Source organism: Acinetobacter sp. CIP 101966 (assembly GCF_000369725.1).
Classification (GTDB): Bacteria; Pseudomonadota; Gammaproteobacteria; order Pseudomonadales; family Moraxellaceae; genus Acinetobacter; species Acinetobacter lwoffii_Q.
The window spans coordinates 25940-42718 of sequence record NZ_KB850160.1; the positions used below are offsets into that span (position 1 = coordinate 25940).

Sequence of the window (16779 nt, forward strand, 5' to 3'; positions counted from 1 at the left end):
TTCACCTTTTGGCCAATGATACCTTCACAGCAGTATCGGTTTTTACGTCACTCTTTGCGTGATGGACGTAGTATTAACCCGCAAGATTCATCTCGATGGACCAAGTTGCACCTTGATCCATGGTTATTGTGCTTTCTGGTTCTCAATGCAATCCTGGGTTTAATGGTGGTGTATAGCGCGACCTCCGAAGACTCTGGCATGGTGGTGCGTCAGGCCGTCAGTTTCGGGATTGGTTTTGTGCTGCTATTTATCTGTGCGCAGATTCCACCGAAAGTCTATCAGGCGATTAGTCCATACCTGTATGCCTTCGGGATCTTCATGCTGCTTCTGGTCTTTGTGATTGGTGAAAAACGTTTAGGTGCAACCCGCTGGATTACCTTGCCGGGGGTGGGAAGCATGCAACCGAGTGAGGTAATGAAATTTGCGATGCCTTTGATGATGGCATGGTATTTTGCACGTAAGCCGTTTCCTCCCAAATTTTTGCATATTGTCGGGGCTTTGATTTTATTGGGCATACCATTTGTTTTGGTGGCGCTTCAGCCTGACTTGAATATTGGTTTGGTGATTCCCGGTATTTTTGTTCTATTTTTAAGTGGCATGTCATGGCGTCTGATTGGTGGTGCAGTTGCAGCAGTTGCTGTGGCAGCACCGGTTGCATGGATGTTTGTGCTACAAGAGTATCAAAAAAAGCGTATTACCACCTTGTTTGATCCGGAGTCGGATGCCTTGGGCGCGGGCTGGAATATTATCCAGTCCAAAATTGCCATTGGTTCAGGTGGTTCCACGGGCAAAGGCTATACCGAAGGTACGCAATCACATTTAGGTTATCTGCCTGAACATCATACTGACTTTATTATGTCGACGTATGCTGAAGAATTCGGTTTTATCGGTGTTTTTCTGCTGTTCAGTTTATTCACTGCCATTATTATTCGCTGTTTGATGATTGGTTTAAACAGCTTTCATAACTTTGGCCGTTTATATGCTGGAGCCATGGGACTGACCTTCTTCTTCTTTGTATTTTTAAACTCCGGCATGGTGAGCGGGATTTTACCTGTGACCGGAGATCCATTGCCGCTGATGAGCTATGGCGGAACGGCGGTGATTTCCATGTTGGCCGGGATGGGCATTGTGATGTCGATTCATACTCATCGATAATTATTCTAAAAGTCGGACTGGTTCCGGCTTTTTTAGTATTCTTAAAACAAAACATAAATCTCTATTAAGTATAAAAAGGAAGTTAAGTTTGAGTAATATTTTTCGTGAATCAGAAAAAATGTTGGTAGAGCTTGGGAGTGAATTAAATAATTCAATATTTTTGGAGGGTGGGCCTCGGCTTGAGATAGTTTATCAATGCTGTGAATTGTCGATTGAGCATGGTGTGGCTATTCTCAGTTTACTGGAAATAAAAAGAGATATATCTGCGCTTGCCTTGTTTAGAATTCAGTTTGAGGCGGTCGTTAGAGCTTACTGGTTACTTATGGTTGCCTCAAATCAAGAAATACAAAAGTTTGAATTAAATAATGCAGATGACCTTTTAAAGAATATTAAAATCCCGACAGCAGTAGAAATGATAACGAAATTAGAGAATATTGTAGAGATAGCTCATATAGTAGAGATATTTAAAGAGTTTAAATTTTACTCATTAAAACATTTGCATTCTATTGTTCATACAGGACGAAATTCATTAATTCAAAAAAGAGCAGGATTAGCTGATGAGCAAATGCTTGTGATTATTAAACAAGTAAATGGATTTATTACGATGGCTGCACAAATATTGTTAAGACATGCGGGTAAAGAAAAGTATATTCATCACATTCATGCGCAATATAGAAATTGTTTCCAGATGCAGAGTGATATAACAGTAGAACAAAAAGCAGAAATCGATAAGCGATATCAAAAAGCCCTCACTTGAGTAATGCCAGTCAGTTAAGAAATTGACTGGCATTTTCTTGGGTATTTCTGCGGTTTTCCTTTCACAACTCGTGGGCAACTTCTAACCCTTCTCTCAGGCAAAACATACCTCCTCGATTTCTCCAGTAAACTTTCTAGATGTTTAGGTAAATTCCCTGCGGAGTCTAAAGAATCAAATCTTAATATATTCAGGATGCTGATAGAGGCAATATGAAAGCTGATTCTCAAAGGACTGACTTTTGCACGTTGAGCCATATGTTTCATTTGTCTTCTTAGAATATTATAGGCAATGAAGACCCCCCATAATTCTTGATAAATTAAATCAGGTTGCTTGCTCCTCAAATGCTTACCTTCCTGTAAATCACTTTTGATTTCTCGGTAACACATTTCTATTTCCCAGCGCTGGGCATAAAGCTTCGCCAAGCCTATCAGTGGATATGCCTTTGAATCCATTAATGAAGTGATATAACGTCTAATTTTCCCTGCCTGCTCAACTTCAATCAAACGCGCTTCCCAATATTCTCCTAATGATGGATTTAGCTTCCTGGCTCTAGCTGAAAGAGGCATTTTGATTTGAAAGTCATGCGGGGAATTACGTTTAATGATCTCATAGCGTAAATTATCTTTTGCTCTCATTAACCAATGACTGGCTTCTACTCGTGTTTGCCAGTCAATCAAGAAATCAGCAGAGAAATAGGCTCGATCAAACAAGGTAATACTATGCGATGGAGGACATAATCGATTTGCCAGTGTAAGTTCACCCTGATCCATGCTACCTATTTGGGCATCAATGATTTCATGGGTGCTGGTATTTACCAGGCAGGTTGCTCTCACTTGTGGATAAGGGGCTGCAGCGGTTTTACCCTTAGATGAGCCAAAGTGTTCAAAATTCTCGTCTGTATAAGGCATAGACCAAACCACCCCGTCAACAGCACATACACTAAGGCCATGAAAGTTTGAGTATTGCTGTTGGGATTCTTCAAACCAGGCTTGGCTGAGTAGAGAAAACAAGGTATTCAAGGGCTCTCGTCCTAAACGTTGTCGTGCTTGCACTGCTGCACTGGGGACACAATATTCTGTTGTACCAAACACAAGTTTTAGTTGCTCTACGACATACCCGATCGGTTGATCTCGAAATAGGGCAAGCCCAATTACCAGCCATACCACATGTTCGGCAGGTAATTTTCTTCTCCTGATAGAAGCCTTACCTGTTTGATGTAGGCTTTCTTTAATCCAGTTTAAATCAATGAGTTCACTGAAATGGCTGAGTGAAGGCAAAGAATGTTGAAGGGTGCAATCTAAATTTTCAGATAAAGTCATAAAAAAAATGAGCGTATTGGCATACACTCATTTTTACTACATTTTTCTAATGTCTGCTTAACTGACTGGCATTACTCACTTGAGGGCTTTTTTAATTTCATACTTTAACTGAGAAACCAGGTGTAATAGCCCCAGATCATTAAAGGCCATGCCAAGAATGGACTAAACAACCATTTCCAGAACCAGTGGCGCGGCATAAAGCCAACACCATGGACAAAGCCTCCAGAAATACCAATCATGATATACATCATGGCACTATGGCTATATTCACCGTTGGCATCCAGCATTGCAGAAGGATGAACCAATAACACTGCTGCGAGAGGAAAAGCCAGGAGGCAGGAAATCATCATCGCAAATTTGTTTGGTTTCTTGTCTACAACGGTTTTCTCAAGCGCAGCTTCGGTCATGTTTTATTCCTCATCTAGGTCTTGGTGTTGTTCCATGTAAATGGCAGCAATCACACTGGCAAAACATGCCATCAGTACACCCAGAATCCAAGCAAAATACCACATAGTTGTCTCTCCTTAAGACACAGCCCTTAGTACAGGCTGTGTGAATTATCTTCAATGTGTTTGTTGGTAATCACGCCCCACATCTTGTAATAACACCAAGTGGTATAGATCAGGATCAGTGGAACAAAGATACAGGCAGCAACGGTCATAACGGTTAAGGTATTTTTACTAGATACCGCATCCCACATGGTCAGACTTGCAACCGGGTTAATGCTTGAAGGCATCAGGAAAGGGAATAGGGCGAAACCAGCAGTCAGAATTGCACCGATAACTGCCAGAGATGAACCCAGGAAGCTCAAGCCTGCTTTATTTTTACCTGCTGCCAGTACAATGATCAAACCGCCCAAAATGCCGACAATAGGCGCTGCCATCGTGATTGGATAAGTCGAGTAGTTATTCATCCAGCCTGGATTGGCATTGGTCAGCACTTCTTTGGCGAGCGGGTTGGCAACACCATTGGTATCAAAAGGTGTAACCAGTGTATAACCTTGAATACCACCAAAGTACAGCCAAGCGCCTGCAGCCAGGAAGGTAACCAGATAAACCAGACCCATGATTTGTGTTGCTTTGGCAGAACGTTGGCGTAGGTCACCATCAGTACGCAGCATTAACCATGCACCACCATGTGCACACAGCATCGATAAGCTGACCAGACCACACACAATAGCAAACGGATTCAGTAGTGCAAAGAAGCTACCAGTATAAGTAGAACGTACAGTTTCATCTAAAGTAAATGGTACACCCAGGAACATGTTGCCGAATGCCACACCGAAGACCAATGCAGGCACTGCACCACCAATGGCTAGACCCCAGTCCCATGAATTGCGCCATTTGGTATTTTCCAGTTTTGAGCGATAGTCAAAACCGACCGGACGCAGGAATAGGGCAAACAGTACCAGCAACAGTGCCCAGTACATGCCAGAGAAGGCGGTTGCATAGACCATTGGCCAGGCAGCGAACAAAGCACCGCCGGCAGTAATAAACCAGACTTGGTTACCGTCCCAGTGCGGCGCAATGGTATTGATCGCTGCACGGCGCTCGCTATCATTTTTGCCCACAAATGGCATGATCGCCATGGAGCCCATATCGAAGCCGTCGGTGAGGGCAAAGCCAATCAGCAATACGCCTACCAGCACCCACCAAATGATTTTTAATAATTCATATTCGATCATGCGTGAGTCTCCCCATTTGACTTTTCTGCAGCTGCAAGCTTTTCAAAATGGTATTTACCAGTATGCAGTGAGCTTGGGCCAAGACGTGAGAACTTGATCATCAGATACATCTCGATAATCAGTAACACGGTATAGAATGCTGCCAATGCGAGGATTGAACCCCAGACATCACCTGTGCTTAAGCTTGATGCTGAAAGATGCGTCGGTAATACCTCACCAATAGTCCATGGTTGACGACCTACTTCTGCTACATACCAGCCAGTTTGCGCAGCAACCCAAGGTAAAGGCAGTGCAAATAATGCAAATTTCAATAACCATGGTTTGTTTTCAGCATTACGTTTTGCTACCGCAAAAGTTGCCAGTGCAAATAGAAGTAGCATCAGGAAGCCGGAAGCTACCATGGCACGGAATGCCCAGAACAGGCTTGGTACGTGTGGAATAGTGTCTTTAGCAGCTGCTTTGATTTGCTCTTCAGAAGCATCAACGACATTTGGTGTGTATTTTTTCAGAAGTAGACCGTAACCTAAGTCTTTTTGGCTTTCTTCAAAAGCGGTTTTCAGTTCTGGAGACTGATCACCAGCACGTAATTTTTCCAGTTGTGAATAGGCCACCATACCATTACGGATACGCGCTTCATGCTGAACCAGCAGGTCCTTAATACCTGTAACTTGTTCAGTCGTAGAACGTGTAGCAATCAGACCCATTACATAAGGAATTTTCACTGCATAATCTGTAGTCATGGTTTCCTTATTCGGGATACCGAACAAAGTAAATGGCGCAGGTGCAGGGTGAGTATCCCATTCTGCTTCAATCGCTGCCAGTTTGGTTTTCTGTACATCGCCCAGCTCATACCCTGATTCATCACCCAGTAAAATCACTGAAAGTGTAGAAGCAAGCCCGAAGATGGCTGCAATGGCAAAAGAACGGCGTGCAAAAGGCAAGTCACGTTTTTTCAGCATGTAGTAACTTGAAATAGCCAGGACGAAGATGGCACCTGTGACATAACCGGCAGATACTGTATGCACAAATTTAACCTGAGCGACCGGATTAAAGATCAATGCAGCAAAGTCCACCATTTCCATACGCATGGTTTCATAGTTAAATGCCGAACCGACCGGGTTTTGCATCCAGCCATTGGCGACCAGAATCCAGAGTGCGGACATGTTCGAGCCTAAAGCCACCAGCCAGGTTACTGCCAGATGTTGCACTTTGGACAGGCGATCCCAGCCAAAGAAGAACAAGCCAATAAATGTCGATTCAAGGAAGAAGGCCATCAAACCTTCAATCGCCAGTGGTGCACCGAAAATATCACCGACATAATGCGAGTAATAAGCCCAGTTGGTTCCGAACTGGAACTCCATGGTCAGGCCCGTGGTTACCCCTAAGGCAAAGTTAATACCAAACAGCTTTCCCCAGAACTTGGTCATGTCTTTGTAGATTTCTTTGCCGGAAATCACATAGGTGGTTTCCATAATGGCAAGCAGAAATGCCAGACCTAGCGTCAGTGGAACAAAAATAAAGTGATACATCGCGGTCATGGCGAACTGGAACCGCGAGAGATCGACCACGCTTTCAGAAATCATCAACGTGTCTCCTGGATTTGGGAAGGATTGCCGGCGATACGCTCGGCGACTTGGTTATCAAAATTTTTAGGAATCGTAGGCGCATCAAACCAGATATTTTTAATTACCATCAGTAGAATAACCTTGATAATTAAAATAGCGGTTATTTCTCTAACCACTCTCTGGTTTAGATTTTTGGGAACTAAGCTCATTCGACTAAGCCTGTTATATGACTTGTTGTATATTATTAATCTATTGTAACTAAAAAATAAATAGACGATACAGTTTAAATAAATATATATTTATAAGTGTTTGAAAATATTAAATATATATTTATATGAGTTAAAATTTATTCTAAATATTTTTTATTATTTTATGTAATTTTATCGGTTTTTAAATCCGACTAAAATGCTTATATTTATATATTTTAATGTAGATTATTTTAGTTGGATTAATATTTTTTAATCTGATTAAAATGCTTGGTTTTAAAATAAAGAATAAAATTAATCAAACTAAACTGGTTGGTTTTATGAGGGTTGAATATCAGTGTCACAATCTTTCTCACTATATTTATATTGATAAAAAACACACCAAAAAAAGAACATGCTGGAGGCATGTTCTTTTTAAGCTTTGTGAGGGAGACTGGACTTAGAAGTCGTAACGCATGCCTAGAGAAAGACCTAGGCTGTCTTCACCGCGTGCGCCACCTACAGCATTGGTACGACCTTGTGCCCAAGGGGTAAGGTTTGAGTTTTCATCATTTAGTACAGTTGCTATGTTGCCATAAATGCGGACTGTTGGATCTAAACGGTGTTCAAGTCCGATTGCCAGTAAAGTTGCATTCGCATCATCGGCATCGACATCGCGGTGGAATACTTCACCACGGAATGAGGTTTTTGGTGCAAATTTATATTCACCGGCTACACCAAATACTTGTGCATCTGGGTTTGCTTCAGAATTATCATGTTGAAGGAATTGGTATAAACCGCCCAGATTGAATTCAGGGGTGATTTTGTAAGCACCAGCAATACGGAAACCATCGCGTTCGCCACGACCTGCATCTTCTTCATAATGTTCATAGGCAGCAGCAAAATCAACTTTACCTTCTTTATAGGTTAAAGCGAGGTCGTATGCTTTATCATCGCGATTATCTTTATTGGTAGTAGTTGTGGTTCCCGGTACGACTACTGTTACTGGACCATTCACAGTTTCAATTACAGTAGTTTTTGGTGAAGACGTTGACACGCTATCAGGGCTATTACCTTCGTGTAAAGAAAGTGCTGCTAAAACATTAAAGCCGCCGCCAAACTTAGGTGATTTATATTCAATGGTATTGTTATTACGTTCATCAAAACGCAAGTTGCCAGCACGTGTGACGTTACGAACATCACCGACCATATCACCAAAGAAGTTGACCGGGCCACGTGCTACTTTGAATGGGCTGTCAAAACGGCCGATACGCGCTTGACCGAAATCACCTTTTAAACCAACAAAAGTATCGCGAGTTGCAAATTCAACATCATCGTTTGCAGAACCACTTGCAAAGTTAATTTCCTGTTCGATTTGACCAAATACGGTCATACCATTTTCTAGTTTTTGTTCAGCTTTAAAGCCTAGGCGTGAAGAGTTTGAAGAAAGACCTACTTCGTTATAATCCTGGCCATCGTCCAGATAATCTAAAGAAACGTGTGCACGACCATACACTTTAACATCAGCAGCAGCTGCCATCACTGGTGTTAAAATTGTTGCCCCGATTGCTAATGCAGATAACGTTTTTTTCATGTGTTGCTCCAATAAAGACTTTTTTATTCATCGTCTTAAAAACAAGTTTCAGTATTGTTTTGAAACATCTACTGCTCTATTGGTGCCAAGTATTCATTACAAATAAGTCAATATGATTAAGGAAATATTTCAGAAATATTAAACACAATCATTGTCTTATTTTTTATAGGATTATGAGTGGGGTAAGCAGGATTGATGCAAATGCAGCTAAGTTCGGTGTTTGCTGCAAAACCTAAAAATAGGCTAGGTGACTTTTACTGATATTTGAGTGGCTTAATTCAGGGTGCAATACATCAGACATAAAAAATGGAGCCGAAGCTCCATTTTTAGGTATTAAGAATAGCTTAAAGGGCAGCTTTAATTTTCTCAGCCAGCGCTTTAATTTTTTCCTGGTCGCCCATTTGTGCTGCATGTTTGCCCAGATTGTGCAAAGAGGTAGGAACCAGATGGAAATGTACGTGTGGTACGGTCTGACCCGCTGCGGCCCCTGATAATTGCATCAGCACGATACCGTCCACACCTAAACCTTTTTCAATGGCTTTTGCAACTTTCTGTACGATCTGAATCGTATAGGCTGCAGCTTCAGGGGGTAGATCCAGTAAAGTGATCGCCGGAGTTTTCGGAACCACGAGAGTATGACCTTCTGCCTGAGGCATGATGTCCATAAATGCAAGAACCTGGTCATCTTCATACACTTTTATCGCAGGAAGTTCACCGCGTAGAATTCGTGCAAAAATATTCTGATCATCATAAGTCATAAGTATATTCCTTGAGCGTCATTAAACTGAATTATTTACAGTTCAATTCTTTCTGACGATCTTTGATCGCGTCAAGACGTTGTTGCTCTTTTTCCGAGAATTTTGGCTTGGTTGTATAGCAATTGTCATTACCAAACTTGGCTTTTGCTTCAGGATCTTTGAAACAGAAACCTTTAGACGCATAAATCACGTCATGATCATTTTTTAATTTTTTGCACTCTTGTTCAGATGCAAGAACCGATGTTGAAGCCCCGAACAAAGTTGCAAAGCCAATCAATGCTGCAACAGAAAATTTCTTCATGAGAGTTTCCTCTGGGTTATCCACTATATGTGCCTGCCTACTAGTCACAATATGAGGTTTCGTTATCATTATTCAATGGCGAGATATTACTCGATGGTAATATTACTCCATGATTCATACATTTTCACAGCACTGGAAAAATCACTGTTTTTATCCGACAGATCGCTGGCCGCTTGAATCAGATTCTGGGTCAACGAGAGCACAGGCGCAGAAATTTTGGCTTCACGCGCAAGGTCGATTGCAATGCCTGTATCTTTGGCCAAGAGTGGCAGGGCAAAGGTTACAGGAAAACTGCGGTTTAAAATACGCTGCGGCAAAACGGTTTCAGTCACCATGCTTTTACCACTTGAAGCATTAATACAATCCAGCGCTTCATGCAAGTTTACCCCATGCGCTTTCAGTGTAGTAAAGCCTTCTGCGACGGCACACAGGTTTACAGCCATTAACATATTATTTACGGCCTTCACTGCAAAACCTGCGCCAGATTCACCCACATGCTTGATCAGCTTGCCAAAAGCCTGCATCGCAGGAAGGGCTTGTTCATAGCCCTCTGCATTACCGCCCACCATCACAGTTAACGTGCCATTTTCAGCGCCAATGGTTTGACCGCTGACCGGTGCATCCAGAAAGATTACCCCATGTTCAGCCAGTTGTACTGCCAGTTTTTGGGCAGAATCCGGTACACCACTGGTGCAGTCGACCCAGACTGAACCGGATTTAAGCGGTAAATTTTCCAGAAGTCGTTCAACGTCAGCGCTAGTTGGCAAGCATGAAAAAATCACATCTGCCTGTACGGCCTGTTCCAGTGTGACGGCTTGGGTGCCATATTCAGCAGCATGTTGCTCTGCTTTGTTAAAGCTGCGGTTCCAGACATAGACCGTATCAAACTGCTTGGGTAAATGTGCTGCCATACGAAAACCCATTGCACCTAGGCCGATAAATGCCACTGACTGAATCATGCTGTACCCTCTGAATATGTTTAAAGCTATTTAATATTTTTTCTGGTGCGGGGAATCTACACTAAACATCAAGACGTGTAGAGCGCTGCACCAGCCAGGTCGTCATTTTGGGCCAGAATGTATTTGCCGTTTTCTGGTTCGACATTAGTCCAAGATGACCACCCGGTATAAGAGTAAACGTCTTATCCTGGCTACTTGTCAATTCCATCAAAGGCTTAGCTGACTGTTCTGTGACAATCTGGTCGGTTTGACCTGCACCTACCAATAGGGAGCAGCTGATATTTTTAAGATCAACAATACGACCATCTAAAGTGATAGAACCGTATTTTAAAGGATTTTGCAGCCATAAATGCAGAACCATGTCCTGATTAATCCCGCCCGGATAATCGATCATCTTGTTCAGGAAATTCCCCATGGTGGCATGTTCATAGACATCTTCGACATGATCCAGATTCAGCAAAAACTGCTTCTGGCTTTTTAGCCAGCCAATCGGATCAAGTAATTTAAAGCCCAAGGCATTTACAATACCCGGCGTATGAATATATTGCTTCGGGATCAGTCCTTGATGAATGGCCTGTTGCAAATTCTTATTTTTAGAAATCAGTTTATTGGTCGTAGAAAAAAGTTTGCCGACACGTCCTGACGCATAACTGTCGATAGGACTGCCCACCACGATCAGATTCTTGACATGTTCAGGCGAATGCAGGGCTGTATAGAGCGTGACAAACACCCCAGCCATACTCCAGCCGTGTAAGGAAATGAACTGACTGCCTGAATGCTTGCAGATGGTTTCAATGGATTGAGGAATGGCTGCATCGATAAAAGATAAAAAATTCAGGTGACGGTGCTTAAAGTTAAAGCGTTTCCATTCCACCAGATAGACATCAAAACCGCTATGCTGAAAATGCTTGACCAGAGAGCGATAAGGATACAGATCATAGATATCCATATTAATGGCTAACGGTGCGATGAAAACCAGAGGCTCCTTATATTTTTTCTCAGGTGAAGCGTAATAACGAATCTTGCAAAACTCGGTGCCGGCAATATATTCAAAAGGGGTTTTTTGCGACAGGATCAGTGAGGAGGCATTAAACACCCGGGTGCTGAGGTGTTTCAATTTTTTTTGCTGGCGTTGAAAGTTTTGTTTTAACTGAATCATGTAAATAAAATATCCGTATCCGCGGGAGGATTGATCGAAGTCTAAGCAATAATCGCTTATTATGCCTTGACCTGAAATAGCTTAGGCGCTCAAAATGTTGGCAAATTTTTACAAAAGGCAGCCTGAGGGCTGAGGTAAAGCGATGAGCCAGCAAGACGATATTTCTTACCAATTAGAAACTTTAGCCATTCGTACCGGTCATACCCGCACTTTTGAAGGTGAGCATGGCGAACCGATTTTTCTAACATCGTCTTTTGTGTATGAAAATGCTGCAGAAGCCGCAGCTAAATTCTCAGGCCAGGAACCGGGCAATATCTATTCTCGCTTTACCAATCCGACCGTTGCCATGTTTGAAAAGCGTCTAGCTGCACTTGAAGGTGCAGAGCGCGCCGTCGCCACCAGTTCAGGTATGGCTGCCATTATGGCAGTGATGATGGCTTTTTTAAAAGCGGGTGATCATGTGATCTGTTCACGTGCTGTCTTCGGCTCTACGGTTTCCATGTTTGAAAAATATGTCGCAAAATTTGGCGTCAGCGTTGATTTCGTTGATTTGACCGATCTTGATGCATGGAAAAATGCCATCAAGCCTGAAACAAAAATTCTCTTTGTTGAATCTCCATCGAATCCTTTAGCGGAAGTAGCCGATATACAGGGACTCGCTGATATTGCGCATGCCAATGATGCTTTACTGGCGATTGATAACAGCTTCTGTACACCGGTGTTACAACAACCAATCAAATTTGGTGCAGACCTGGTAGTGTATTCTGCGACTAAATATCTGGATGGTCAGGGCCGCGCCTTGGGTGGTGCTGTCGTAGGTAATCACAAGTTACTAGAAGAAATCTTCGGCTACGTGCGTACCACAGGCCCGTCAATGAGCCCATTCAATGCTTGGGTCTTCCTGAAAGGCTTGGAGACACTACGTTTGCGTATGCGTGAACATTCAGCAAGTGCTCAGCAACTGGCTGAATTTTTGAATCAGCATCCAAAAGTAGAAAAAGTATATTATGCGGGCCTGCCTGAGCATGTCGGTCATGAACTGGCAGCAAAACAGCAGAGCGGTTTTGGCGGTATTGTGTCTTTTGAAGTCAAAGGTGGCCGTGAGGAAGCGTGGACTGTCATTGACAATACCCAGTTTATTTCGATTACCGGCAATCTGGGCGATGTAAAATCGACTATTACCCATCCGGCGACCACGACACACGGTAAATTGTCGCCTGAAGCCAAAGAAGCCGCTGGTATTCGTGAAGGTTTAATTCGCGTATCTGTTGGTTTGGAAGAGATTGGTGATATTATCCAGGATATTCGTCGCGGTTTAGACCTGATTTAATTTTATAAATTTATGTTCGGAGATATTTATGAACATTAACATGTTGATGCAGCAAGCTCAGCGCATGCAGAAAGAAGTTGAAAACAACGTAAAAAAAGCCAAAGAAGAGCTTGCGCAAACTGAAGTGCATGCCGAGGCGGGTGGCGGTCTGGTGAAAGTAACCATGACTTGCCGTAACGTAGTGAAGCGTATCGAAATCAATCCTGAATTACTTCAGGATGATCCAGACATGATCGAGGACCTGATTGCAGCTGCAATGAATGATGCAGCACGTCAGGCAGAAGTGGTATCTGACGAAAGAATGAAAGCAGCGAACTCAGGCATGGGTTTACCGCCTGGTCTTGCAGGTATGTTCTAAGGAAGAATGCGCAATGTTTAGTGATCGTTTTGATCAACTCGTTCAAGCATTACGCATTTTGCCAAGCGTTGGGCCAAAATCGGCTCAACGTATGGCATTGCATATGATCATGAAAAATCGTGAGGGTGCTATTGGTCTGGCACATGCGCTGACTGAGGCAACCAATCACATTCATGAATGTTCAGTCTGTCATTCTCTGACCGAAGACGAAGTCTGCAATATTTGCAGCTCTCTGGATCGTGATGATGAACTGCTCTGTGTAGTGGAATCACCTGCAGATGTCATGGCGATTGAGCAAAGTGGTAGTTTCAGAGGTAAATATCATGTATTGGGCGGACATTTATCGCCACTGGATGGTATTGGTCCCGAAGAAATCGGTATTCCGTACTTATTGCATCGTTTGGCCAATGGTCAGGTGAAAGAAGTGATTCTGGCAACCAATGCCACGGTAGAAGGTCAGGCTACGGCGCATTATCTGGTTGAGGCCAGTAAGCATTTGCCGATCCAGATGACCCGAATTGCCCAGGGCGTACCACAAGGTGGTGAGCTGGAATATGTCGACAGTCATACCTTGAGTCAGGCAGTACATAACCGGATGCGCATGAAGTAAGCTAAGCTTAAATATCTTGTTAGTTTTAATATAAAAAAGATATTAATTAGAATATAAATCCTGATAAGTAAGCGCCATTTTTTAGGAAATAGGGCAGAATTGACGTTATTTTTTATACAAAAATTCTATAGATCAGTTAATATGGATCTATCGAGAATCTAATCTTAGACTCAGTTCTATGTTTCAATTTATTCAACATCAAAACGACTTAACTCATGTACTGAAGCTGATGGATCAGAATTCAGTGTATGGGCTGGATACCGAGTTTATCAAGGTTGATACCTTATGGCCTAAGCTGGGTGTTTTTCAGATTAACGTAGACAATAAGGTCTATTTGTTGGATGGAACCACGCTAGATCTGACTGAGTTCCTTAATAAAATTTTTAACGCACAGCAGAATATTTTTCATGCCTGTAGTGAAGATATCGATCTGATCTATCACTATACCCAGAAGAAATCGCTGAGTAATGTGTTTGATACCCAGGTCGGCATGTCATTTTTGGGGCATGGTCTGCAAGTCAGCTATCAAAATGCGCTGAAGCAGATGCTGGAAATCGATATCGAAAAAGACCAGACCCGTTCTGACTGGTTGGCGCGTCCACTCAGTTCCGAACAGTTGCTCTATGCTGCCAATGATGTGCATTATCTGGTGCAACTGTCAGAGAAAATTAAACAGGATCTAGATTCGAAAGATCTGCTGGATTTTGCCTTGCAAGATTGCCGGTTTCTGACTCAGGAAATTGGCGAAGATACCCCAACTGCCTTGTTGTATCAGGATGTCGGAAATTACCGGCATTCACGCCGTCAGCTGATGCAATTGCAGCAATTAATGGTCTGGCGTGATCAGATTGCCAAAGCACTGAATCAGCCACGCAGTTTCATTTTAAAAAATGCCAGCATGATTGATCTGGTGGAAAAATTCCCGCGCAATAATTTCCAGCTGAGTCATGTGAAAGACATTCGTTCGAATGTGGTTCGTGAGCATGGTAAAACCATTTTAGATTTACTGAAATTCCTGCCGGAGCCGGCAAATTGGCCTTTACGTCTGGCACGTCCAATTCGCCACTCTTCCAAAGATATTGGTGAAAAAATTGATTCAATTATTCAGAATGTAGTCAATGAAACTTCAATTCCGAAAGAAGTCCTGATGCGTAAGAAATGGCTGAATGCCTTGTATCAACATGTGGTTTTCCATAAGGACGAGCAGGATCTGCCGGATTATCTACTCGGCTGGCGCTATGAGTTATTAACTCAGCCACTGATTCAGGTATTGCATCAGGATGAATCTTATCTGTCTACCCAGATGAAAGTCAGCGAGTGATTGGCTGCAGGATTGGTTAAAGAAAAAGCAATTATACAAAATCACGACTGATGCATGAGACGTGGCTAATGTTTCTGTCTTTTTTTTGATGTATCCTTGCGGTTGTTTTTCCAGAAAAGTCGTTTGAAATATGCAAGTGTCTATCTACAAATCCAGCAAAAAAAGTGAAATGTATCTGTATGTGGCGCGTCCTGCGAATGAAAGCGAAGCTGAAACATTCGAGCCTTTAAGTGTATTAACTGAAGCAGTGCAGGCAGCATTTGGACGTGCGACTTTTGTCATGCATCTTGAATTAAGTGAATCACGTAAACTGGCACGTGCCAATGTCTTGCATGTTATGGATTCTATTGAAACTCGCGGTTTCTTCCTGCAAATGCCGCCAGAGGGCTTGATTGATCCAAATGCGGTCGCACCAGAAGGTTTACGCGGTGCTTAATGTTAATTCAGGAGTTGTGAAATGAATGGTTATGTGGCTGTATTAGACTCAATTCCTGAACAGAGCATTGCCGTAGCAGTTTATTTGCTCGGCAGCCTGATTGCTTTATGGTGCTGGTATGGCGTAACCAAACGTCTACCTAAACCTATGGGCGGTTTTTTGTGGATTGTGGCCTTTGCCATTCTGTTGACACCGACGATATCTGAGGGGGCGAATGCTTCTATTGCACCTGCGATCTTCGGTCTGTTATTTGGGGTGTTGACCAAAGAGCAATCCCTGGTTTGGATTAATGCGTCACTTATTTTATTTGTCATTGGGATCGGATCTGTGATTGGCTATTGCTGGTCGACTTATGTGTCGAACAAAAGCAATATTCGTGTTCACGAGAAAAGTTCACCGCTGTAAGTAAAAAATAAGGTTCAATCATGTCTGCTGATATTCAACAATTTTCAGGTACCGATCAGTACATCGCGACTGACAGTTTAAAACTTGCGGTGAAAGCTGCACGCAGTTTGCAAAAACCGTTGCTGGTCAAAGGGGAGCCGGGTACAGGTAAGACTTTACTGGCCGAGCAAGTTGCAGAAAGTCTGGGTTTGGAACTGATCACCTGGCACATCAAGTCTACTACCAAAGCACAGCAAGGTCTGTATGAATATGATGCAGTATCGCGCTTGCGCGATAGCCAGTTGGGTGATGACCGTGTCTATGACATCAAGAACTACATCAAGCCGGGCAAATTGTGGGAAGCATTTACTAGTGAAGAACGCTGTGTTCTGCTGATTGATGAAATTGACAAGGCAGACATCGAGTTTCCAAATGACTTGCTGCATGAACTCGATAAAATGTCGTTCTATGTGTACGAGACAGGCGAGACCATTACCGCAACTCAGCGCCCAATCGTGATCATTACCTCAAATAATGAAAAAGAATTGCCAGATGCTTTCCTGCGTCGTTGCTTCTTCCATTACATCGAATTCCCAGATGAAGCCACCATGCGTGAAATCATTGATGTGCATTTTGCCAATATCTCGACCACACTGGTGAATGAAGCCTTACAGGTTTTCTTTAAATTGCGCCAGATTCCGGGTTTAAAAAAACCACCTTCAACGTCTGAACTGATCGACTGGCTCAGTCTACTCATGGCTGACGACATGCCGGAAGATATTCTGCGCAATACTGATAAATCTAAAGCAATTCCACCTTTGTACGGTGCATTAATCAAGAATGAGCAAGATGTGCAGTTGCTCGAACGTCTAGCATTTATGTCACGTCGTTAAGGGAGAAACAC

Annotated in this window: 20 protein-coding genes; 9 read left to right on the forward strand and 11 right to left on the reverse strand. The window is 42.9% G+C overall.

Annotated features, from left to right (window positions below; genetic code table 11):
- The first annotated feature begins 15 nt into the window (after positions 1 to 15).
- Positions 16 to 1155, forward strand: coding sequence for a rod shape-determining protein RodA (rodA, locus tag F891_RS06185; RefSeq protein WP_004278715.1), 1140 nt, complete (start codon positions 16 to 18; stop codon positions 1153 to 1155).
- An 88-nt stretch (positions 1156 to 1243) separates the two neighbouring features.
- Positions 1244 to 1912 (forward strand): DUF6988 family protein, encoded by a 669-nt coding sequence (locus F891_RS06190; protein WP_005247214.1) that lies wholly within the window; start codon positions 1244 to 1246, stop codon positions 1910 to 1912.
- A gap of 14 nt (positions 1913 to 1926) precedes the next feature.
- Here F891_RS06190 and F891_RS06195 read toward each other — a convergent pair whose 3' ends face one another.
- The 11 genes from F891_RS06195 to F891_RS06245 form a co-directional block, all read right to left on the reverse strand.
- On the reverse strand, positions 1927 to 3231 hold the full coding sequence (locus F891_RS06195) for an IS4 family transposase (protein WP_005104965.1): 1305 nt from the start codon (positions 3229 to 3231) through the stop codon (positions 1927 to 1929).
- Positions 3232 to 3335: 104 nt separating this feature from the next.
- Positions 3336 to 3638, reverse strand: coding sequence for a cyd operon YbgE family protein (locus F891_RS06200; RefSeq protein WP_004278714.1), 303 nt, complete (start codon positions 3636 to 3638; stop codon positions 3336 to 3338).
- Between the two features lie 3 nt (positions 3639 to 3641).
- Complete coding sequence (cydX, locus tag F891_RS17320) at positions 3642 to 3743, reverse strand: cytochrome bd-I oxidase subunit CydX (protein ID WP_004278713.1); 102 nt, start codon at positions 3741 to 3743, stop codon at positions 3642 to 3644.
- Positions 3744 to 3769: 26 nt separating this feature from the next.
- The gene (gene cydB, locus F891_RS06210; protein ID WP_004278709.1) at positions 3770 to 4915 is read right to left on the reverse strand and encodes a cytochrome d ubiquinol oxidase subunit II; all 1146 of its coding nucleotides are present in this window, start codon (positions 4913 to 4915) and stop codon (positions 3770 to 3772) included.
- Positions 4912 to 6498: a cytochrome ubiquinol oxidase subunit I gene (locus tag F891_RS06215; RefSeq protein ID WP_005262762.1), complete on the reverse strand. Its 1587-nt coding sequence runs from the start codon at positions 6496 to 6498 to the stop codon at positions 4912 to 4914. Before F891_RS06215 ends, cydB begins: the two co-directional genes overlap by 4 nt.
- Positions 6498 to 6689: a cytochrome oxidase putative small subunit CydP gene (cydP, locus tag F891_RS06220; protein ID WP_004278707.1), complete on the reverse strand. Its 192-nt coding sequence runs from the start codon at positions 6687 to 6689 to the stop codon at positions 6498 to 6500. Before cydP ends, F891_RS06215 begins: the two co-directional genes overlap by 1 nt.
- Before the next feature lie 436 nt (positions 6690 to 7125).
- Complete coding sequence (locus F891_RS06225; RefSeq protein ID WP_004278706.1) at positions 7126 to 8259, reverse strand: porin; 1134 nt, start codon at positions 8257 to 8259, stop codon at positions 7126 to 7128.
- A gap of 344 nt (positions 8260 to 8603) precedes the next feature.
- Positions 8604 to 9017 (reverse strand): HIT family protein, encoded by a 414-nt coding sequence (locus tag F891_RS06230; RefSeq protein WP_004278705.1) that lies wholly within the window; start codon positions 9015 to 9017, stop codon positions 8604 to 8606.
- Between the two features lie 31 nt (positions 9018 to 9048).
- Positions 9049 to 9318 (reverse strand): YARHG domain-containing protein, encoded by a 270-nt coding sequence (locus F891_RS06235; RefSeq protein WP_004278704.1) that lies wholly within the window; start codon positions 9316 to 9318, stop codon positions 9049 to 9051.
- Between the two features lie 86 nt (positions 9319 to 9404).
- Positions 9405 to 10277 carry an NAD(P)-dependent oxidoreductase gene (locus F891_RS06240; protein WP_005100067.1) on the reverse strand — a complete coding sequence of 291 codons (873 nt, stop codon included), beginning with the start codon at positions 10275 to 10277 and terminating at the stop codon, positions 9405 to 9407.
- Positions 10278 to 10338: 61 nt separating this feature from the next.
- Positions 10339 to 11436, reverse strand: a complete 1098-nt coding sequence (locus F891_RS06245) for an alpha/beta fold hydrolase (RefSeq protein ID WP_005100070.1) — start codon at positions 11434 to 11436, stop codon at positions 10339 to 10341.
- A gap of 142 nt (positions 11437 to 11578) precedes the next feature.
- Between F891_RS06245 and F891_RS06250 the strand changes: the two genes are divergently transcribed.
- The 7 genes from F891_RS06250 (at position 11579) to F891_RS06280 (ending at position 16768) form a co-directional block, all read left to right on the forward strand.
- A complete protein-coding gene (locus F891_RS06250) occupies positions 11579 to 12766 on the forward strand; it encodes an O-succinylhomoserine sulfhydrylase (protein ID WP_005100072.1) in 1188 nt (395 codons plus the stop codon).
- Positions 12767 to 12794: 28 nt separating this feature from the next.
- Positions 12795 to 13124: a YbaB/EbfC family nucleoid-associated protein gene (locus tag F891_RS06255; RefSeq protein ID WP_004278699.1), complete on the forward strand. Its 330-nt coding sequence runs from the start codon at positions 12795 to 12797 to the stop codon at positions 13122 to 13124.
- Between the two features lie 13 nt (positions 13125 to 13137).
- A complete protein-coding gene (recR, locus tag F891_RS06260) occupies positions 13138 to 13734 on the forward strand; it encodes a recombination mediator RecR (RefSeq protein WP_005100074.1) in 597 nt (198 codons plus the stop codon).
- A 178-nt stretch (positions 13735 to 13912) separates the two neighbouring features.
- Positions 13913 to 15055 carry a ribonuclease D gene (locus tag F891_RS06265; protein ID WP_005100076.1) on the forward strand — a complete coding sequence of 381 codons (1143 nt, stop codon included), beginning with the start codon at positions 13913 to 13915 and terminating at the stop codon, positions 15053 to 15055.
- A 130-nt stretch (positions 15056 to 15185) separates the two neighbouring features.
- Complete coding sequence (locus F891_RS06270) at positions 15186 to 15491, forward strand: YcgL domain-containing protein (protein WP_004278695.1); 306 nt, start codon at positions 15186 to 15188, stop codon at positions 15489 to 15491.
- Positions 15492 to 15512: 21 nt separating this feature from the next.
- Positions 15513 to 15896, forward strand: coding sequence for a hypothetical protein (locus F891_RS06275; protein ID WP_005100077.1), 384 nt, complete (start codon positions 15513 to 15515; stop codon positions 15894 to 15896).
- 20 nt (positions 15897 to 15916) lie between these two features.
- On the forward strand, positions 15917 to 16768 hold the full coding sequence (locus tag F891_RS06280) for an AAA family ATPase (RefSeq protein WP_005262763.1): 852 nt from the start codon (positions 15917 to 15919) through the stop codon (positions 16766 to 16768).
- The last annotated feature ends 11 nt before the right edge of the window (positions 16769 to 16779 follow it).